The organism is Parvibaculum sp., assembly GCF_040882025.1.
In the GTDB taxonomy this organism is placed as follows: Bacteria; Pseudomonadota; Alphaproteobacteria; order Parvibaculales; family Parvibaculaceae; genus Parvibaculum.
On the sequence record NZ_JBBECC010000018.1, the window covers coordinates 25517 to 44804 of the forward strand.

The 19288-nt window shown below is 64.3% G+C and carries 15 protein-coding genes, 1 tRNA gene and 1 pseudogene; 12 read left to right on the forward strand and 5 right to left on the reverse strand.

All coding sequences use genetic code 11. The features are described from left to right. The first annotated feature begins 50 nt into the window (after positions 1–50). Positions 51–923: an alpha/beta fold hydrolase gene (locus WEB61_RS01395; RefSeq protein WP_368062538.1), complete on the forward strand. Its 873-nt coding sequence runs from the start codon at positions 51–53 to the stop codon at positions 921–923. On the opposite strand, the gene uvrA is transcribed toward WEB61_RS01395, so the two are convergent. After that, on the reverse strand, positions 920–3931 hold the full coding sequence (gene uvrA, locus WEB61_RS01400; RefSeq protein WP_368062539.1) for an excinuclease ABC subunit UvrA: 3012 nt from the start codon (positions 3929–3931) through the stop codon (positions 920–922). The genes WEB61_RS01395 and uvrA overlap by 4 nt on opposite strands. A gap of 211 nt (positions 3932–4142) precedes the next feature. Here uvrA and WEB61_RS01405 point away from each other — a divergent pair, with 211 nt between their 5' ends. The 10 genes from WEB61_RS01405 (at position 4143) to WEB61_RS01450 (ending at position 12902) form a co-directional block, all read left to right on the forward strand. After that, positions 4143–4370, forward strand: a complete 228-nt coding sequence (locus WEB61_RS01405; protein ID WP_368062540.1) for a hypothetical protein — start codon at positions 4143–4145, stop codon at positions 4368–4370. 90 nt (positions 4371–4460) lie between these two features. After that, positions 4461–4934 (forward strand): single-stranded DNA-binding protein, encoded by a 474-nt coding sequence (locus WEB61_RS01410; protein ID WP_368062541.1) that lies wholly within the window; start codon positions 4461–4463, stop codon positions 4932–4934. Between the two features lie 30 nt (positions 4935–4964). Further along, positions 4965–5825 carry a protein phosphatase 2C domain-containing protein gene (locus WEB61_RS01415; protein WP_368062542.1) on the forward strand — a complete coding sequence of 287 codons (861 nt, stop codon included), beginning with the start codon at positions 4965–4967 and terminating at the stop codon, positions 5823–5825. Positions 5826–6211: 386 nt separating this feature from the next. Then, positions 6212–8911: a DNA gyrase subunit A gene (gyrA, locus tag WEB61_RS01420; protein WP_368062554.1), complete on the forward strand. Its 2700-nt coding sequence runs from the start codon at positions 6212–6214 to the stop codon at positions 8909–8911. Positions 8912–8918: 7 nt separating this feature from the next. After that, a complete protein-coding gene (gene coaD, locus WEB61_RS01425) occupies positions 8919–9422 on the forward strand; it encodes a pantetheine-phosphate adenylyltransferase (protein ID WP_368062543.1) in 504 nt (167 codons plus the stop codon). A gap of 20 nt (positions 9423–9442) precedes the next feature. After that, positions 9443–9985, forward strand: a complete 543-nt coding sequence (locus WEB61_RS01430) for a peptidylprolyl isomerase (protein WP_368062544.1) — start codon at positions 9443–9445, stop codon at positions 9983–9985. Between the two features lie 7 nt (positions 9986–9992). After that, positions 9993–10466 carry a peptidylprolyl isomerase gene (locus WEB61_RS01435; protein ID WP_368062545.1) on the forward strand — a complete coding sequence of 158 codons (474 nt, stop codon included), beginning with the start codon at positions 9993–9995 and terminating at the stop codon, positions 10464–10466. Positions 10467–10488: 22 nt separating this feature from the next. Then, positions 10489–11544, forward strand: coding sequence for a tRNA preQ1(34) S-adenosylmethionine ribosyltransferase-isomerase QueA (gene queA / locus WEB61_RS01440; RefSeq protein ID WP_368062546.1), 1056 nt, complete (start codon positions 10489–10491; stop codon positions 11542–11544). Continuing rightward, a complete protein-coding gene (gene tgt / locus WEB61_RS01445; RefSeq protein ID WP_368062547.1) occupies positions 11541–12680 on the forward strand; it encodes a tRNA guanosine(34) transglycosylase Tgt in 1140 nt (379 codons plus the stop codon). The genes queA and tgt overlap by 4 nt, the downstream gene beginning before the upstream one ends. A 147-nt stretch (positions 12681–12827) precedes the next feature. After that, positions 12828–12902, forward strand: a tRNA-Lys gene (locus WEB61_RS01450). A 61-nt stretch (positions 12903–12963) separates the two neighbouring features. Here the strand turns inward: WEB61_RS01450 and WEB61_RS01455 are convergent. Then, complete coding sequence (locus tag WEB61_RS01455) at positions 12964–14343, reverse strand: glycosyltransferase family 2 protein (RefSeq protein ID WP_368062548.1); 1380 nt, start codon at positions 14341–14343, stop codon at positions 12964–12966. 15 nt (positions 14344–14358) lie between these two features. Beyond that, positions 14359–14937, reverse strand: a complete 579-nt coding sequence (locus WEB61_RS01460) for a dTDP-4-dehydrorhamnose 3,5-epimerase family protein (RefSeq protein WP_368062549.1) — start codon at positions 14935–14937, stop codon at positions 14359–14361. Positions 14938–15080: 143 nt separating this feature from the next. On the opposite strand from WEB61_RS01460, the gene WEB61_RS01465 reads away from it, so the two are divergent. Continuing rightward, entirely contained in the window at positions 15081–15515 is a 435-nt protein-coding gene (locus tag WEB61_RS01465) for a GFA family protein (protein WP_368062550.1), read from the forward strand. 6 nt (positions 15516–15521) lie between these two features. Here WEB61_RS01465 and WEB61_RS01470 read toward each other — a convergent pair whose 3' ends face one another. After that, positions 15522–18959, reverse strand: coding sequence for a hypothetical protein (locus tag WEB61_RS01470; RefSeq protein WP_368062551.1), 3438 nt, complete (start codon positions 18957–18959; stop codon positions 15522–15524). Beyond that, positions 18956–19288, reverse strand: a pseudogene (locus tag WEB61_RS01475) (hypothetical protein); the annotation flags it as partial. The pseudogene WEB61_RS01475 and the gene WEB61_RS01470, both read right to left, overlap by 4 nt.

The window sequence follows — 19288 nt, forward strand, 5'->3', positions numbered from 1 at the left end:
TTGCTCATCACCACCGAACCTGCATTCCGGCACAAACGGAAAGGGCCGGAATGATGACCACGCTGACGTTTCCCTATGAAGACATCGAGCTTGCCTACACCGTTTCCGGGAGCGGGCCGGCGCTCATTTTGCTGCATGGCTGGCCCTTTCACAAGGCGAGCTTCCGCAGGCTGCTGCCGCTGCTCGAGCCGCACTACACCTGCTATGCGCTAGATGCCGCGGGCATGGGCGCGTCCGGCTGGAGCCGCCACACCAATTTCACCTTTCAGGGCCATGTCGAGCGCGTTCGGGCGTTTGTCGATCGGATGAATCTGTCGCGCTATTCCGTCATCGGCCACGACACGGGTGGTACTTTCGCGCGCATGCTCGCGATCACGGATGCGCCGCGTGTCGACAAGATCGTTGCCATCGACACCGAGGTTCCCGGCCATTTGCCGGGCGTCGTTCCGCGCTTGCAGTCGTTGTTCCGGCGGCGCCTCGGACGCGCGCTTTTCAAGGCGGCGCTCGGTTCGAAACCGCTGATGCGCCGCTGGCTTGGCCGCTCCGGCTTCTTCGTCGACAAGCGGCTGCTCGACGATGAATACATGGAACTGTTCGTGACGAGCTGGCTTCGCTCGGATCAAGCCTTCCGGGGGTTGCTCGAATATCTCCTCGGCGTCGATCACAGTCTCGTCGCGCGCCTCGACGAGTTGCACGCGAAGATCGGCGCGCCGATGCTTTTCATCTGGGGCGAGAAGGACGGCGTGTTCCCGGTCAGGCGCGCTCGGGAAATGGTGGCGCGGATCCCGGACAAGGCAAGCCTCGCGGTAATTGGCGGTGCGACCTTTTTGCCGCATGAAGAGCGACCGGACGAGGTCGCGAAACACATTCTGGCTTTTCTCGATGCGAGCGTTCCTGTGCGCCTCGCAACCGAAAACCGTTAGCGTCGCGTCGCCGCCTTCTTCTTCGCGGCGGCGGGTCTTGCTTTCGGCGCTGCTTTGCTGGCGCTAGTCTTGCTCTTTGCGGCGGCGCTCGCCTTGCGCGGTTTTGCCGGTGCGGCGCCTTTGCCAGGCCGGCGCCTGAAGAGTTCCTTCAGATATTGCCCGGTGTAGGAGCGGGGTTCGGCAGCGACGTCCTCGGGCGTTCCTGCCGCTACGATTTCGCCACCGCCATCGCCGCCCTCGGGGCCCAGATCGAGCAGCCAGTCGGCGGTCTTGATGACCTCGAGATTGTGCTCGATGACAACGATGGTATTGCCGCTGTCGACCAGTTCGTGCAGTACCTCAAGCAGCTTCGCGACGTCGTGGAAATGCAGGCCTGTCGTCGGTTCGTCCAGGATATAGATCGTGCGGCCAGTGGCCCGCTTCGACAGTTCCTTGGCGAGCTTGACGCGCTGCGCCTCGCCGCCCGACAGCGTTGTTGCCTGCTGGCCGACCTTGATGTAGCCGAGACCGACGCGCTGCAGCACTTCCATCTTGTCGCGCACGGCCGGCACCGCCTTGAAGAAGCTTGCGGCCTCGTCGACTGTCATTTCAAGGACGTCGGCAATCGACTTGTCCTTGAACTTCACTTCCAGCGTTTCACGGTTGTAGCGATGACCGTGGCAATTGTCGCATTCGACATAGACGTCGGGCAGGAAATGCATCTCGATCTTGATGACACCGTCGCCCTGGCAGACCTCGCAGCGTCCGCCCTTGACGTTGAACGAGAAACGGCCGGGCTTGTAGCCGCGGGCGCGGCTTTCGGGGAGTTCGGCGAACCAGTCGCGGATGAAAGTGAAGGCGCCGGTATATGTCGCCGGATTCGAGCGCGGCGTGCGGCCGATCGGCGACTGGTCGATATCGATGATCTTGTCGAGATGTTCGAGCCCGAAAATCTCGTCGAAGGCGCCGGGATGCTCGCGCGTGTTGTTGAGGCGACGCGCCACGGCTTTGTAGATTGTCTCGATCAGCAGCGTCGACTTGCCGCCGCCCGAGACGCCGGTGACGCAGGTAAAGACACCGAGCGGAATTTCGGCAGTCACATTTTTGAGGTTGTTTTCCTTCGCGCCCGTCACCTTCAGCCACTTGCCGTTGCCCGTGCGCCGCGTCGCGGGCACTTCGATCTGGCGGAAGCCGGTGAGATATTGCCCGGTCAGGCTTTCTGGCGCGGCCATGATGTCGTCAACCGTGCCTTCGGCCACAACCATGCCGCCGTGAATGCCGGCGCCGGGCCCCATATCGACCACGTGATCGGCCGTGCGGATCGCGTCCTCGTCATGCTCGACCACGATCACCGTATTGCCGAGGTCGCGCAGTCGCTTCAGCGTTTCGAGCAGGCGGTCATTGTCGCGCTGATGCAGACCGATCGAGGGTTCGTCCAGCACATAGAGAACGCCGGTCAGCCCGGAGCCGATCTGCGAAGCGAGCCGGATGCGCTGGCTCTCGCCGCCCGACAGCGTGCCGGAATTGCGTGACAGCGTCAGATATTCAAGGCCGACATTGTTGAGGAAGTGCAGGCGCTCGCGAATTTCTTTCAGCACGCGGCCGGCGATTTCGTTCTGTTTTGCGGTCAGGTGTTTGTCGAGATCGGCGAACCAGCGATCGGCCTCGCGGATCGACATTTGCGAAACTTCACCGACATGGAGCTTGGCGATCTTGACCGACAGTGCTTCGGGTTTCAGGCGAAAACCACCGCAGGCGTCGCAATTGGTGATGCCCTGAAAGCGTTCGATTTCCTCGCGCGCCCAGGCGCTGTCCGTTTCGCGCCAGCGCCGCTCCAGATTGGGGATCACGCCCTCGAACGGTTTCTTGGTCTTGTAGGAGCGCATGCCGTCGTCATAGGCAAACGTCACGACTTCCTCGCCCGAGCCGTAGAGGATTACGTTCTGTGCTTCTTCCGGCAATTGTGCCCACGGCGCCGTCATCGAGAACTTGTACTGCTTCGCGAGCGCCATCAGCGTCTGCGTGTAGTAGGGCGAAGTCGAGCGTGACCACGGCGCAATAGCGCCTTTTTTCAACGACAGCCCGTGGTCCGGTACTACGAGGTCCGGGTCCATATAGAATTGCGTGCCGAGCCCGTCACAGGCCGGGCAGGCGCCGAACGGATTGTTGAACGAGAAGAGCCTGGGCTCGATCTCGTCGATAGTGAAACCCGAAACGGGGCAGGCGAAGCGCGAGGAGAAAATAATGCGCTCGGCCATCTCGCCCTTTTTCGCATCCGCCATCTCGACCACCGCGATTCCGTCGGCCAGCGCCAAGGCAATTTCGAAACTGTCGGCCAGTCGGTTGCCGAGGTCGGGGCGCACGACGATGCGGTCCACCACCACGTCGATGTCGTGCTTCAGTTTCTTGTTGAGGGCCGGCACGTCGGCAATCTCGCAGAAGGTGCCGTCGACCTTGACGCGCTGGAAGCCCTTTTTCTGCAGCTCGGCGAACTCTTTTCGATATTCGCCCTTACGGCCACGGATGATAGGCGCCAGCAGGAAGAGCCGCGTGCCTTCCGGCAGCGCCATAACGCGGTCGACCATCTGGCTCACCGTCTGGCTTTCGATCGGTAGGCCCGTAGCCGGCGAGTAGGGGATACCTATGCGCGCCCAAAGGAGGCGCATATAGTCATAAATCTCGGTCACGGTGCCGACCGTCGAGCGCGGGTTGCGCGATGTCGTTTTCTGCTCGATCGAGATGGCGGGCGAGAGGCCGTCGATCTGGTCGACATCCGGCTTCTGCATCATTTCGAGGAACTGCCGCGCATAGGCCGACAGGCTCTCGACATAGCGGCGCTGGCCCTCGGCATAAATCGTGTCGAAGGCGAGCGACGACTTGCCGGAGCCTGAAAGCCCCGTAATCACGATCAGCTTGTCGCGCGGCAGCTCGACGCTGACATTGCGCAGATTGTGTTCACGGGCGCCGATGACCCGGATATTGCGGTTATGCGTGTCGGGCACGGCGGCGGCTTTGGAAGCACGGGTCATACGAGAAAACTCTGGGGATGCGTCGTCCGGCGGGCGGCCGACGGGCACGGGTGTCGGGATCATCTATGTAGGGCGGTCGCCGCCGCTTCAAGGGCCATGTTGGGGTGTCGGGAAAGAATCACAGAGAACTCGATTTCAGCTTGCCATGGTTGTGTGCTTATGAGAACATAATAAGAACAAAAAGCCAGCCGGGCAAGCGGGGAGGCGACAGATGGGGATTGCGTTTGATACGCTCGGCTATTCCGAGCGGCTGCAAACCGCCGGAGCTTCCAAACAGCTCGCCGACGAGCATGCAAGGCTGGCCCGCGACATGATTATCGCCGATCTGGTGACGAAGGAAGACTTGCGGTTGGCGCTATCGCACCAAACGCTTCAGTTTGGGGCCATGCAGGTTGTAGGGCTCGGTCTGCTCTTCGCCGCAATTTCTTTCATCGTTTGATCCACAGGTTTTTTATCGGGTGCGCTGGTTTGCGGCCGCCGTCGCGGTTAGGTTCCGGCGCAAGGACAGTTTCAGCGCGAGGACGGAAATATGGCAGGCAGCGTCAACAAGGTGATCCTGGTCGGCAATCTGGGAGCGGACCCTGAAATCCGCCGTACACAGGACGGCCGTCCGATCGCCAATCTCAGGCTCGCGACCTCCGAAAGCTGGCGCGACAAGAACACCGGCGAGCGCCGCGAAAAGACCGAGTGGCACCGCATCGTCGTTTTCAACGAGGGCCTCTGCAAGGTTATCGAGCAATACGTCAAGAAGGGCGCCAAGCTCTACATCGAAGGGTCGTTGCAGACGCGCAAATGGACCGACCAGTCGGGCGTTGAAAAATATTCGACGGAAGTCGTGCTGCAGGGCTTCAACTCGGTCCTGACCATGCTCGACGGCAAGGGCGGCGGCGGTTCCTCAAGCGGCGGCGATTATGGCGGCGGCAGCTCCGAGGATTTCGGCGGCGGCTCGGGCGGCGGACGCGGCAATTTCAGCCAGGACCTCGACGACGAAATTCCGTTCTAGTCCTCGGTTCCGCCAAGGTCCGTTCGCGTCATGCTTCACATCGTAGAGACGCTGAGCGATCCCGGGCGTCCCGATAAGCCCAACGAAGACGCCTTCGGACACTCAAGTTCTCATGCCTGGGTGATCGACGGTGCGACGGATGTCGCCGACGGCCCGCTGATCGGTGCGGAGACCGGCGCCCACTGGCTCGCTCACAATGCAAGTGCGCTGTTCGCGGAGCAGGCTGCGGCCTTCGATGCCGACCTTCAGGGCCTCGTCCGCCGGGCCATCGAGACGCTGGCGGAACGCTTTGAACATGAGCGTCTTCGCGCCCCCAACGGCCGTTATGAACTGCCCAGCGCCGCGATGGCGCTGCTCCATGTCGGCGACGGCAAACTCGCTTGCGCGAATTTCGCCGATTGCGGGCTGGTGCTGGTCGACGATGTGTCGGGCGAGGCCCGCATATTCGGCGCCGCGCATTTGTCGCGCGAGGCGCGGGCGATGAGCCGCACCGCGCAACTCATTGCCAGTCTCGCGCCCGGTGAAGACCCCTTTGCCTCCAGTACCGTCATCGACTATCTGCGGGCGAGCCGGAACCTGCAGAACACCGAAACGGGGTACTGGATTCTCGGGCTCGATCCGGCGGCGGCGGGCCGCTTGCGTCATTGGGAACTGCCGCTCGCCCGGCCGATGACGGGTCTTCTGTTCAGCGACGGCTTCGGTTCCATCGTTTTCGATTATCACCGCATGGATGCCGCGACACTTGTGCGCCGGTGCGAGCGGGAAGGGCTTGCGGCGCTGCTGGCTGAGCTTCGCCATGTCGAGCATGTGGAGGATCCGGAAGGTCGCATCTATCCGCGCTTCAAGCCTTCGGACGACGCCACGGCGATGCTTTTTCGCGCTGGAGAATGACGCATGGCAGGGACCTTCGGGTAGCGCCCATTTTTCCTTTTATTTCAGGGTCTTATGGCGGCTCGCTGAGCGTCTTTGAAGTTGCCGTGACGGGACGAAACTGATACGCTGCGAGGCAGTCAGTCAGAGGGATTCGGCGCCTGCCGCCGGCCCTCCTTTTTGTTCCTTTGAGCGCTCCCGCGGCGCGCGATTTCGGCCCGCGCGGCGGCTCTCTCACAACGTCAGAAAAACACTTGTCCGATACCCAAGACAACGACATTCCGGGTAACGAGCCGGGCCCGGGCGGCGATACCGATGTGGAAAACAGCCTGAACGGCGGCGGCGCTTCGGTTCCGCCCGCGGGCGGCGCGGCGGGCGGTCCTCCGCCGGAACGCGACGTTTCCCCGATCTCCATCGAAGAGGAAATGCGCTCCTCCTATCTCGATTACGCGATGAGCGTGATCGTCAGCCGCGCGCTGCCCGATGCACGGGACGGCCTCAAGCCCGTTCACCGCCGCATCCTCTTCTCGATGAACGAGAACGGCTACGACTGGAACAAGCCCTATCGCAAATCGGCCCGCGTCGTCGGCGACGTCATCGGTAAATATCACCCGCATGGCGACCAGTCGATCTATGACGCGCTGGTGCGCATGGCGCAGGATTTTTCCATGCGCCTGCCGCTGCTCGACGGGCAGGGCAATTTCGGGTCGGTCGACGGCGATCCGCCGGCCGCCATGCGTTACACCGAAGTGCGCATGGCCAAGACCGCCCATGCGCTGCTCCGCGACATCGACAAGAACACGATCGACTTCAAGGACAATTACGACGGTTCCGAGAGGGAGCCCGTCGTCCTGCCGGCCGAAATTCCGAACCTGCTGGTCAATGGTGCGGGCGGCATCGCCGTCGGCATGGCGACCAACATCCCGCCGCACAATCTCGGCGAGGTGATCGACGCCTGCATCGCGCAGATCGATAATCCCGACATCACCGTCGACGAGTTGATCGAGCACATTCCGGCGCCGGATTTTCCCACCGGCGGCATCATGCAGGGCCGCCAGGGCGCGCGCTCGGCCTATCATCTCGGCCGCGGTTCTGTCGTCGTCCGGGGCCGGGTCGAAATCGAGGAGGTCCGCAAGGATCGCCAGGCCATCGTCATCACCGAGATCCCCTATCAGGTGAACAAGGCCTCGATGGTCGAGAAGATTGCCGAACTGGTGCGCGAGAAGCGCATCGAAGGTATTTCGGATCTGCGCGACGAGTCCGACCGCAACGGCATGCGCGTGGTGGTGGAGCTGCGCCGCGACGCCATGCCCGACGTCGTCCTGAACCAGCTCTATCGTTTCTCGCCGCTGCAGACGAGCTTCGGCTGCAACATGCTGGCGCTCGATCACGGCCGCCCGGAACTGATGAACCTCAAGCAGTTCCTCTCGATCTTCATCGCCTTCCGCGAGGAAGTGATTTCGCGCCGTACCAAATTCGAGCTCACCAAGGCGCGCGACCGCGCCCATGTGCTGGTCGGCATGGCGATCGCGGTTGCCAATATCGACGAGGTGATCCAGCTCATTCGCACCGCGCCCGACCCGGCCGCAGCGCGCGAACGCCTGATGGCGCGGGACTGGCCGGCCGCCGACATCGCGCCGCTGATCGCGCTGATCGACGACCCGCGGCACCGCCTGTCGGATGAAGGCACGACGCGCATGTCGGAGGAGCAGGCGAAAGCCATTCTCGAACTGCGCCTGCAGCGCCTCACCGCGCTCGGCCGCGACGAGATCGGCGACGAGCTCAAGGGGCTTGGCGAAAAGATTTCGGACTATCTCGACATTCTGCGTTCCCGCGAACGCGTGCTCACCATCATGCGCGACGAATTGCTGGCGGTGAAATCGGAATTCGCGACGCCGCGCCGCACCGAGATCATCGAATCCGAAACCGATTTCGAGGACGAAGACCTGATCCAGCGCGAGGACATGGTCATCACGGTCAGCCATCACGGCTATATCAAGCGCGTGCCGCTCTCGACCTATCGGGCGCAGCGCCGCGGCGGCCGCGGCCGCGCCGGCATGTCGACGCGTGACGAGGATTTCGTCACCCGCCTCTTTGTCGCCAACACGCATACGCCGGTTCTCTTCTTCTCTTCCACCGGCATGGTCTACAAGCTCAAGGTCTGGCGTCTGCCGCAATCGACGCCGCAGGCGCGCGGCAAGGCGATGATCAACATCCTGCCGCTCAGGCAGGGCGAGACCATCACCACCATCATGCCGCTGCCTGAAAACGAGGAGAGCTGGGAGAGCCTGCATGTGATGTTCGCCACGAAGAGCGGCGGCGTCCGGCGAAACAAGCTGTCCGATTTCATCCAGATCAATCGCAGCGGCAAGATCGCGATGAAGCTCGAGGACGAGGGCGACAGCATTATCGGCGTCCAGATCTGTTCCGAGGATGACGACGTGCTGCTGACGGCGGCGGGCGGGCGCTCGGCGCGCTTCCCGGTGCCGGAAGTGCGCGTCTTTGCCGGCCGCACCTCCACCGGCGTACGCGGCATCCGGCTGGATGAAGGCGACGAGGTGATCGGCATGACGATCCTGCGCCATGTCGATGTGACCTCGGCCGAACGCGAGGCCTATCTGAAACAGGCCGCCGCCATGCGGCGCGCCACGCTCGGCGAGGCCGACGAACAGGAAGGCCCCTCGAAGACCGACGAGGAAGATGCTGAGGATACGCCGGCGGAGGAACTGTCCCTGAGCGCCGAACGCTATGCCGAGCTTGGCGCCAAGGAACAATTCGTGCTCGCCGTCACCGAAAAGGGTTTCGGGCGGCGCTCCTCCTCCTATCGCTATCCGGCCAAGGGCCGCGGCGGCAAGGGCGTCATCGCGATGGATATCGGCCCGCGCAACGGCCGGCTGATCGCCTCCTTCCCGGTCGAGGACGACGACCAGATCATGCTGGTCACCGATGCCGGTCAGCTCATCCGCTGTCCGGTCCACGATATTTCGATCCAGGCGCGCGGCACGCAGGGCGTGACGATTTTCCGCACGGCGCCCGACGAGCGTGTCGTCTCCGTCGAACGGGTCGAGGAAAGCGCCGAAACCGGTTCCGGCGAAGATCAGGAGTAGAGCCCATATGGCGCGCATCGGCCTTTATCCCGGCACCTTCGACCCGATGACCAACGGGCATCTCGACGTCATTCGCCGCGCGCTGACGCTGGTTGACCATCTCGTCGTCGCGATCGGCCTCAACGCCACCAAGACGCCGCTTCTGACCCTTGAGGAACGTTTCCAGCTCATCGAGGCCGAGGCCGCGCCGCTGGCGAAAGCGGCGGGTGCCAAAGTCAGCACGACCTCCTTTTCCGGGCTCGTCGTCGATGCGGCGGACGAGGCGGGTGCCGGCGTCATCATCCGCGGCTTGCGCGGTGCCGTCGATTTCGAGTACGAGACGCAGATGGTCGGCATGAACCGCGTCATGAACCCGAAAGTCGAGACAGTGTTTCTGGCGGCCTCGCCGGAAACGCAGTTCATCTCCTCCACGCTTGTGCGCCAGATCGCCTCGATGGGCGGTGACATCCTGCCGTTCGTTCCCGGGAGCGTTGCCAAAAAGGTGCTCGCTCGCATCGCCGAAAAGAAGTAACCGCAAAACGGAGTTCCGATATGCGTAAGCTGACGACCGCGCTGATCGCGCTTTTTGCCATGGCCGGGTTTTCGGGAAAGGCGCTCGCGGCCGATCCTGAAAACACCATCTGGCTCGACCTGAAAGACGGCCGCGTCGTCATCGAGCTGCTGCCCGAAATCGCGCCCAACCATGTCGAGCGCATCAAGACGCTGGCCCGCGAAGGTTTCTATGACGGCCTCACCTTTCACCGCGTCATCGAGGGCTTCATGGCTCAGACCGGCGACCCATTGGGCACCGGTATGGGCAGCTCGTTTCTCGACGATCTGCGGGCCGAGTTCACGACCGAGGAAAGCTTCACGCGCGGCGCGCTCGGCATGGCGCGCTCGCATAGCCCCGACAGCGCCAACAGCCAGTTCTTCATCGTGCTCGACGACGCGAGCTTTCTTGACGGGCAATACACGCTCTTCGGCCGCGTCGTCGAGGGCATGGAATTTGTCGACAATATCAAGCGCGGCGAGCCGCCTTCCGATCCCGACAGGATCGTGAAGATGCAGGTTGCCGCCGACGCCAAGGTAAATTGAGGCCCATATGACCGAGATCAAAGACCCCGAAAACACGCTGATCATGGAAATCCCGCATGGGGAGGTGATCATCGAACTCCGTCCCGACCTCGCGCCGAAGCATGTGGCGCGGCTCAAGGAACTGTCGCGCGAAGGTTTCTACGACGGCATCGCCTTTCACCGCGTCATCGACGGCTTCATGGCACAGGGCGGCGATCCGACCGGCACCGGCTCGGGCGGTTCGGGCAAGAAGCTGCCGGCTGAATTCTCGAAGGAGCCGCATGTGCGCGGCACCTGCTCGATGGCCCGCACCCAGGACCCGAACAGCGCCGATTGCCAGTTCTTCATCTGCTTCGGCGACACCTCGTTCCTCGACGGGCAATACACCGTCTGGGGCCGGGTGATCTCGGGCATGGACGCCGTCGACAAGATCAAGCGCGGCGAGCCGGTGCGCGACCCCGACCGCATCGTCAAGATGCGCGTCGCGGCGGATGCGGCGTAGGGGCTCCCGCTCCCGCCACCCCATGCGCGTTTCCGATTTCGATTTCGAACTGCCGGAAGCGCTGATCGCGCTCAGGCCGGCGCGTCCGCGTGATGCGGCGCGGATGCTCGTTATCGGTCCGGATGAAAACGCGCTGGCCGACGAAACCGTCCGCGATCTGCCGGCGCATCTCCGCGCGGGCGACATTCTCGTTTTCAACGACACCAAGGTGATCCCAGCCCGTCTCTTCGGCATGCGCCGGCGCGGCGAGGCGGAGGCGCGCATCGAGGTGATGCTCCATCTGCGCAGCGGCGATGCCGAATGGCGCGCCTTTTTGCGCCCGGCAAAGAAGCTCAGTATCGGCGAAACGATCGAATTTGCCGGCGGGCTCGTCGCTACCGTCGCAGAAAAAGGCGAGGGCGGCGAGGCGGGCTTGCGCTTTTCGCTCTCCGGCGCCGCGCTCGATGCCGCCATCGCCATTGCCGGCGAAATGCCGCTGCCGCCTTACATCGCCCGAAAGCGCGCGACCGACGCGGCCGACCTCACCGACTACCAGACGCTCCACGCCGCCGAGCCCGGCGCCGTCGCCGCGCCGACGGCCGGCCTCCATTTCACGCCTGCGCTCATGGCCGCCATCGAAGCGCGCGGCGTCCAATGCGTCCGCCTGACGCTGCATGTCGGCGCCGGCACGTTTCTGCCGGTCACGGCCGAGGACACGCAAGCCCATAAGATGCATGCCGAATGGGGCGAGATATCGCCTGCGGAGGCCGCAGCCATCGAGGCGGCCCGCGCCAGGGGCGGCCGCGTCGTCGCGGTCGGCACCACGTCGTTGCGCCTGCTCGAAAGCGCGGCGGATGCCGAAGGCCGCATCCATCCCTTTCGCGGCGAGACCGACATCTTTATAACGCCGGGCTACCGCTTCCGCGCCGTGGACCTGCTGATGACCAATTTTCACCTGCCGCGCTCGACGCTTTTCATGCTGGTCTCGGCGCTGCGCTCGCTGGATGAGATGAAGCGCGCCTATGCCCATGCCGTCGCGGCGCAATACCGCTTCTATTCCTATGGCGATGCCTGCCTGATCTATAAGGCCGCACCATGAGCGCCTTCTCCTTCTCACTCGCTGCCACCGACGGAAACGCCCGCAGCGGCGCCATCTCGACACCGCGCGGGGAAATCCGCACCCCGGCCTTCATGCCGGTCGGCACGGCCGCCACCGTCAAGGCGATGTATCCCGAGCAGGTGCGCGCCACCGGCGCCGACATCGTGCTCGGCAACACCTATCACCTGATGCTGCGCCCGGGCGCCGAGGAAGTCGCCGCGCTGGGCGGCCTCCACAAATTCATGAACTGGCCGCATCCGATCCTGACGGACTCGGGTGGCTTCCAGGTCATGTCGCTCTCGAAGCTGCGCAAGATGACGGAGGAGGGCGTCGCCTTCCAGTCGCATCTCGATGGTTCGCGCCACATGCTCTCGCCCGAGCGCTCCATCGAAATCCAGTGCCTGCTCGGTTCCGACATCCAGATGCAGCTCGACGAATGCACGCCCTTCCCGGCGACGGAAGCCGAAGCCAAAAAGTCGATGGAACTTTCGCTGCGCTGGGCCGCGCGCTCGAAGGCCGCCTTCGAGGCTGAGCCGCACCGCGCCGAAGGCATGGCGCTCTTCGGCATCGTGCAGGGCAGCATCTACGAGCCCCTGCGCGCGGCCTCCGCCGCCGGCCTCCGGGAAATCGGTTTCGACGGCTATGCGGTCGGCGGCCTCGCGGTCGGCGAGGGGCAGGCGGAAATGCTGCGCGTCCTCGACTTCACGACGCCCGCGCTGCCCGAGGACAAGCCGCGCTACCTGATGGGCGTCGGCACGCCCGACGATCTCGTGGAAGCGGTTCGCCGCGGCATCGACATGTTCGACTGCGTGATGCCGACGCGCAATGGCCGCCACGGCCTCGCCTATACCGCCCGCGGCAAGATCAACCTCAAGAACGCCCGCCACGCCGCCGACCCGCGCCCGCTCGACGCCGAAAGCGCCTGCCCCGCCGCACGCGACTATTCCCGCGCCTATCTCCATCATCTCGTCAAGTCGGGCGAGATGCTGGGCTCCATGCTGGTGAGCTGGATCAACCTCCACTACTACCAGAGCCTGATGGCCGGCATGCGCACGGCAATCGCGGAAGCACGCTTCGAGGCCTTCGCGGCAGACTTCAAGGCGCAGCAGGCGGCGGGCGACATCGAGGCGGTGTGAGGAGCGGGGCCAACACAGCCTCCATCCCCCGAATCCCCAAGCCCGAAAAGGATTTACGCCCAATCCATCCCCGCTGTTGACCCCGTGGGACGCGCCCCTTAAGTTCCGCCCACCTTTGAGAGGCGGCGCGAGATTCCGCCCTCCGGCGGGCCCTTAGCTCAGCGGTAGAGCGGCTGACTTTTAATCAGTAGGTCGATGGTTCGATCCCATCAGGGCTCACCACTTTTTTCGCGCAACGGCCGCGCGCGTTCCGCGGCGCAAACACGTCCCCGCTTCAGCGCCTTCAATCGACGCAGTCTTCCAGGCGCTCGATCTCCCGCACCGCTTCACGGGCCTCGGCGGCGCGGCCCTGCGCCCTGGCGATCCTGAGCCGGAGCCGCCAGAGCCGTTGCGCGCGATAGGAATGCGGCGCGATCTCGCGCAGGCGTTCCGACCAGCCCCAGGCGGCATCGAGGTCGCCATGCGCGACGAAGCATTGCAGCGCGGCCAGTCCGAAAAAGAAGCGCATACCCTCCGGCGTTTCCGCCATGGCGGCCTCGACGGCCGTCACCGCTTCGGCGTCGATCGCGCCCTCCCGCGCGGCAAGGTGGAGCCGTGCCAGCGCCAGGGCTGGGCGCGGGCGGCAGCCGGCCAGGAGGCGCTGCATGAAATCGGCCGGACAGGCCGCGGCAAACCGCGCGACGATCTCGCCTGTCGGAAAAAACGGCCCGATGCGCGCCTCAAGGAGATCGTCGAAAGCGACGAGAGCATCCGCCTCGCCGGGATACGTGCCCTCGACGATCATTCGGACCGCGCCCAGGGCGGCGGTTTGCCGGGCGTCGAGCGCCACCTCGTTTTCAAGCCATCCGACAAGATGCCGCGCGGCGGCATCGCGCGACGGATCGCCGAGGTTCCGCAACTGGCTGAGTGTGACCCATAGATAGAAGGCGTAGCTTCCCGCGCGGCGGATTTGCGTTTCGAGATCGCCGGCGGCGATCCGCGTTTCCCAATGGGCGATTTCCCGCGCCCGCGCTTCGCCGGTCATGCCGGTCCGGCAGCCGCCGTGAAAGGAGAGCGCGGTGATCCGGTGAACCGATGTCCAGCGCAGCGCGGCGTCGCCGGCAAAGAATTTCAGCATATGCAGCACGACCCGCCGGTCGGTCGCGGCCATCCAGGCGCCGGCATTTTCCGTATAGGCGGATTTCCGGTGCGCCAGATGCGTGTCGAAGACGCTCTTGAAGCGTTCCTCGATCAGCAGCCGCCTGATCGCCGGATGGGCGGAATCGTGCACGCCAAGGCAGACGCTGCCGTCGGGCTGCACCGATACGGGCGGCGTATCGGCGATATCCGCATCGTCGAGCGCGGCGCCCAGCACTTCCACATGCGAAGGCAGCAGCAAATCGTCGTCGTCATTGTAGAAAATCCGTTCGGCGGCGGCTTCGCGAACGGCGAGGTCCCGATTGGCGACGCCGCGCAGCGGCGCCTTGGGCAGGTCGAGAAAGCGCAGCCGCCCGTCCTGCCGCGCGAAAGCCTGCGCGACCCGCCGCACCTCCGGCGTCACGCCGTCGCCGACGAGCAGAACCTCGATGTCGCCGACAGTCTGGGCAAGCGCGGAGCGTATCGACGCGGGCAATGTGCTTGCCCGGTTATGCGTCGGAATGATGATGCTCGCATAGGGCGCCATGAGCCGGTTCCGCCGCTACACCGGTTCCCGGCGGCGGTCTGGGCTCTTCTCGAATATCCGGTGGTCCGGGAACAGCTCCCGAAGGCTGGGCTGCAAGGCGTCGTTCGGCGACAGAACGGGATGGTCGGTCGGCCATGCGACCGCGAGCGTCGGGTCGTTCCAGGCGACGCCCGACCGATTGCGCGGATCGAACTCGGCCGACACGTCGTTCAGATAATCCGTCTCGGTCAGGCAATAAAAGGCGTTGCTCAAACCCCGGCTGACGAAGATACGCGCGAATTCGCCGGGTGCGTCGCCCAGCAGGAATGTTTCGGTCTTGCCGAAAGTCGGGCTCTCGGGCCGCACATCGGCGGCCGCGAACATGATCGTGCCGCGCGGCACATAGACGAGCTTGTCCCAAGGCTCCGTATGGAAGCCCCGCAGCACGCCGGCATGCGAGCGCGAGTGATTGCCCTGGGCAAGCCGTGGCGCCCGCCCCAGCGCCTCGGCCAGTTCGCCGGCCTGGTAGCTGTGTTTGAAAAAGCCCCGCCCGTCTTCCAGAATGGGCCAGCGAACGACGAACAGGCCGGAGATGGATGTCGCAGCGACGGACATGGGATACTTCTCACAGAGGGGCGGCAGGCCCGGTCGAGACACGTCCCCGCCGGCCTTGCTATGCCAGAGCGGAAGCCGAAAGGATATGCCGCTCCCGGTGTTTGGCAAAATAGCCCCGGATTTGGCCGCGCAGGAGGCTGTCAGTGCCCGCTAACTCTCAAAACCTCCCACCACCTTACGAAGGCGGCTGCGCCTGCGGCGCGGTGCGCTATCGCATCGAGGCCGAAACGCTCGGCGCGCGTATCTGTCATTGCCGCATCTGCCAGCAGGCGATGGGTGCGCCTTTCCTCGCGGTTGCGTCGTTTCCGAAAGAAGGGGTGACGGTCTCGGGAAAAACGGCGCGCTGGCAATCCTCGGCGCGTCTCTTCCGTCATTTCTGTCCGGCCTGCGGCACGCGCCTCACGCTCGAACCGCTCGACGGCCCCCGCCTCGGCGTGCCGCTGGCGACGCTCGATAACCCGGCGGCCATTCATCCGGAAATGCATATCTGGGTGTCGTCGCGCGTGCCGTGGCTGGCGCTCGATGACGGATTACCGCAGCATGCGGAAGGATCGCCAGAGCCTTACCGGAGCGGGTGACGTGGCTCAGGGTGCCAGATCGATTGGTGCGCCGCCGCCGCTGCTTCGCGATCTGCTGCCGCCAACACCGATGCCGATACCGATATTGAAATTGTCCAGGAAATTGCTCTTCTTGACGCAGCTTCCCTTCTCTTCGCGTGTCCCCTTCGGACATTCGCAGGCCGTGCGGTCGCCATTGAGCGTCATCGGTGCCGTACAGATCGGCACGCAGCCAAAGCCGGCCTCCATCGCCTGGCCGTCCCCGCACGAGGCCGGCGCCTCTTCCGTCACTTCTTCCGTCACCTCGGGTACGTTCGGCTCGTCCGGAGTGCTCCGCTCCACCGGTTGGACGCAGCCGACATCGGTCACAAGAAAATCTCCGGCCGGGCAGGAACAGGCCGTCGGCGAAATCCTGGTCATGGTCGGATACCGGCAGCTGCATTCACCGCCGCGCAGCACCGCCGAATGTTTGTCGCAGACCGGGTTCTCCACGCAGCCCTTGCCGGCGACGAGCGACGCGCCGCTCGCGCAGGCACAGGCGGTCGCGGTCTTGCGGGTCATGCCTTCGTAGCGGCATTGGCACTGGCCGCCCTTGAGACGCGTGCTGCGCGGATCGCATTCGGGTTCCGGTTTTGGCGGCAGCGGCGGCGTCACCGTCGGCGGGTCGATCTCGCCGCTGGCGCAACTCTGGTTGTTCGTGTCGTTGCCGTCGGTGAGACCTGATTCCGGCGCCGGGGCGACCGCCGCGCAATTTTCATAAGCAAACGCCGTCGAATTCGTCGACACGTTACCCCTGATCGTGATCGGCGGCAGTTGCGCGCCCGTGGCGATTTGCGCCGTACCGAGATAGGTGCAGCTCAGCGTACCGCCGGCGAGAATCGGGAACTGGCCGACGGGGCCGCAGTCCCAATCCGTGCCGGATGCGTTGGTGAAGCTCATTCCCGGCGGCACGACATCCGTCACCACGATCGCATTCTGACCGGTAAAGGGAGCGCCTGTGTTGGTCACGCGCAGCGTGAAATCGACGAAGTTGACGATTGTCGGCGGTCCCGCACCCTGTATTTCTTCGATCCCCGCCTCACCGGTCTTCTCGACGGTAAGGTCGATGATCTCCGGCTCTTCTTCGGGCTCGGTATCGTCTTCCGGCACCGTCACCTCGACGGTGCCGGAGCAGCATTCGTCCGTACCCGGCTTGCTGCCGCCGCCGATGTCGACCGCATCGACCTCGAACTTGACCGTCGCGCCGGGGACAAGACCGGTCAGATTCCAGTCTCCCTGAATCTGACCGCCGCCAAATGTCTGTGACGGCGAGACGACGGTAACGCCGCCGGTCGTCGGACGCAGGGTGACGAGCGTCGAGGCGAAACCCGAAGGCCCGCCGCCGGAAAGGGTCAACACCCCCGTTCCATCCGGGTTTGCCGCGAGAGACGGAACAAGTTCCAGGCAATCGGTCCCGGTGACGGGACCGCATTCGCCCCCTGCGGCCAGCCCGAGGTCGATACTGGCCTCCAGCGTCGAGAATTCATCCGTCAAGGTGGCGGCGTTCGAAACCTCCCCGCAGCCCTCGACCGTCGCGCGGTAGCAGATTTGCGCCTGCTCGTCGGCGGTGTAGTTCAGCCTGATCTGGTAATCGGTCTCGGGCAGTGTGCTGCCGGTATAGGTCGGCGTGAAGTCGATCGTGACGGTGCCGTTCGTGCCCGTCGCGGACAGGTTGACGGTATAGCTATTGGCCGCCGTCACGGCGATCGTCTGAAGCACCGTTCCGGAACCGTCCCTGAGCGTGATCGTGCCGCCGGCCAGTTCCGCCGGACGATTGAGAATCTCGATCGTCGTCCATGTCGCGTTCTCGGGTTTGTGAAAACAGAACAGATCGTCGAGATTGAACGTGGCGTGATAATCCTGCGGCGTGCAGGCACCGGCCGAAGCCGTTCCGTCCAGTCCGAAGCGCACCAGAAGGCCGCCATGACCCAGCCCGTAGATGCATGATTGCGGGGCGGACGGATCGGACGCATAGCCATAATCGCCGACGCTCCCCCGGGTGGTACCGCCGCCGTCGACCCAGGCGCCCGAGCTTTTCCAGTAGGGCGTGAACGGCGCACAGGCGGCATTCGTCGCAAAATCGTGGCATTTCGGCGTAATGGCGCCTGTATAGGGCGGGTAGAGCACGCGGGTGGTGCCCGGAATGTGATAGGCCGCAAAGATCGGCGACGACGACAGTGAGGCCGGCCACGCCGTCACGTTGCTTCCGTTGGCGGTGCTGAAACAGCGGAAATTGCTCGGGCCGAAAGTCTGGACCAGACAGATCGCATTCATGATGCCGCTGCTGTCGATGCCCGGGCCGAGATGGGTTCCAGACGTTGCGCCGCCACTCACACCGCCGGTTGGCCAGCCCGCACAAAACGAGCCGTCCGACAAATTCAGGCAGTAGACGCGCGGCGGCAGCGTCTCGGAAACGAAGAGGCGCGTTCCATTCTCTTCGACGAACATGTCGCGCGATCGCGCACCGGTCGTATGCGGCGGGATCGTCGGCGGTGTCCAGCCCGCACAGGCCGGCGCGCCGGGCAGGGCGATGTCGACACAATAGACCTCGTCGAGCGCAAACATCAGCAGGCGCGACGGGTTCTGCGGATCTGCTCTCACGCCCGCGACATAGAAATCGAGGTTGACGCCGACATAAGGTCCGGCGGTACCGCCCATGTTGAGGCTCGGTTGCCCCGGCAACCCGACAAAGGCGCAGGCCGTGTCCGTTTCGGCGTCCCAGCATCCCATGCCGAATTCGAGCGTCGTCCTCGAAACCTCGTCATAGCGGCCGACGGGGAAGTAGATTTTCCTGTCGTATACCGTGGCATGCGGAAAATCCGGCGTCGTAAGCTGTTCCGGCGACGTGCTGACGCGGAGCGGATAGGCCGGCGTGCAGTTTGCCAGTGTGGCGCCGAGCCAGCACATGATCTTGCCGTTGATGGCTTCGTGGTGATTGATGCCGAAGACCTTGGTGCCGACGGAGGTGACGACGGGCACGGGTTCGTAGCCGTCGCCGCTGCCACCCTGGATGCCGGCCGAGCCGGATATCGCCGGGATATTGAGCGTGAACCCCGTACCCGGCCCGAAGCCGGGGCTGCTGTAGGTTTCGGTGTTCAGATTGTATTCGGGCGTCGAGGGCGTCCAGCCGGGCGCGACGATGGAGCCGGCGACGTAGGTTTGATTGGGGCTGAGCGTGTCGACGATGCTCACGGGTCCCGACGAACCGACCATCGGCGGACTGTAGCGCAACACATATTGAATGATCTGTCCGACCGATACCGGTCCCGTCACCGGATTGCCCTGGGCGTCATAGGCGGATTTCGTGAATGACGAGATGCCGTCCCCGTCGCTCATCAGGCGCGGGCCGAAGAGCACCACGGCGCCTGCCCCCGCGACGACGGCGGTCCACAAGGCAGCGGTTTTGAGCGATGCATAAACGGTCATCGCCCCATGCTCCCTTCCTCGGCCGGCGTGCAGATTTCTTCCGGCACCTTCACCGTCAGGGTCGCCCGGCAGCAATCATAGGGCTCCCCCGTCAGGCGCGCGGCGTCGTCGAAGCCGCAAACATCGATCGCGACCGTCTGGCCGGGCGTTGCGCCGCTCAGGGAAATCAGGCCCGGCGGCGGCACCACGGGAATGACCGGTCCGTTGCTGACGACGACGCCCGGTGTCGACGAATAGGCCGTCAGCGTATCCATGCCGATGCCGGCGATGTCCTGCGTGACGATCTTGAATATCCAGCCGCCCGCCTCGGGATCGCAGATCGCCTCGCC

Bases quoted from the DNA above. Each gene is read 5' to 3' on its own strand.
- WEB61_RS01395 (WP_368062538.1), top strand. From the start codon at position 51: ATGATGACCACGCTGACGTTTCCCTATGAAGACATCGAGCTTGCCTAC.
- uvrA (WP_368062539.1), bottom strand. From the start codon at position 3,931: ATGACCCGTGCTTCCAAAGCCGCCGCCGTGCCCGACACGCATAACCGC.
- WEB61_RS01405 (WP_368062540.1), top strand. From the start codon at position 4,143: ATGGGGATTGCGTTTGATACGCTCGGCTATTCCGAGCGGCTGCAAACC.
- WEB61_RS01410 (WP_368062541.1), top strand. From the start codon at position 4,461: ATGGCAGGCAGCGTCAACAAGGTGATCCTGGTCGGCAATCTGGGAGCG.
- WEB61_RS01415 (WP_368062542.1), top strand. From the start codon at position 4,965: ATGCTTCACATCGTAGAGACGCTGAGCGATCCCGGGCGTCCCGATAAG.
- coaD (WP_368062543.1), top strand. From the start codon at position 8,919: ATGGCGCGCATCGGCCTTTATCCCGGCACCTTCGACCCGATGACCAAC.
- WEB61_RS01430 (WP_368062544.1), top strand. From the start codon at position 9,443: ATGCGTAAGCTGACGACCGCGCTGATCGCGCTTTTTGCCATGGCCGGG.
- WEB61_RS01435 (WP_368062545.1), top strand. From the start codon at position 9,993: ATGACCGAGATCAAAGACCCCGAAAACACGCTGATCATGGAAATCCCG.
- queA (WP_368062546.1), top strand. From the start codon at position 10,489: ATGCGCGTTTCCGATTTCGATTTCGAACTGCCGGAAGCGCTGATCGCG.
- tgt (WP_368062547.1), top strand. From the start codon at position 11,541: ATGAGCGCCTTCTCCTTCTCACTCGCTGCCACCGACGGAAACGCCCGC.
- WEB61_RS01455 (WP_368062548.1), bottom strand. From the start codon at position 14,343: ATGGCGCCCTATGCGAGCATCATCATTCCGACGCATAACCGGGCAAGC.
- WEB61_RS01460 (WP_368062549.1), bottom strand. From the start codon at position 14,937: ATGTCCGTCGCTGCGACATCCATCTCCGGCCTGTTCGTCGTTCGCTGG.
- WEB61_RS01470 (WP_368062551.1), bottom strand. From the start codon at position 18,959: ATGACCGTTTATGCATCGCTCAAAACCGCTGCCTTGTGGACCGCCGTC.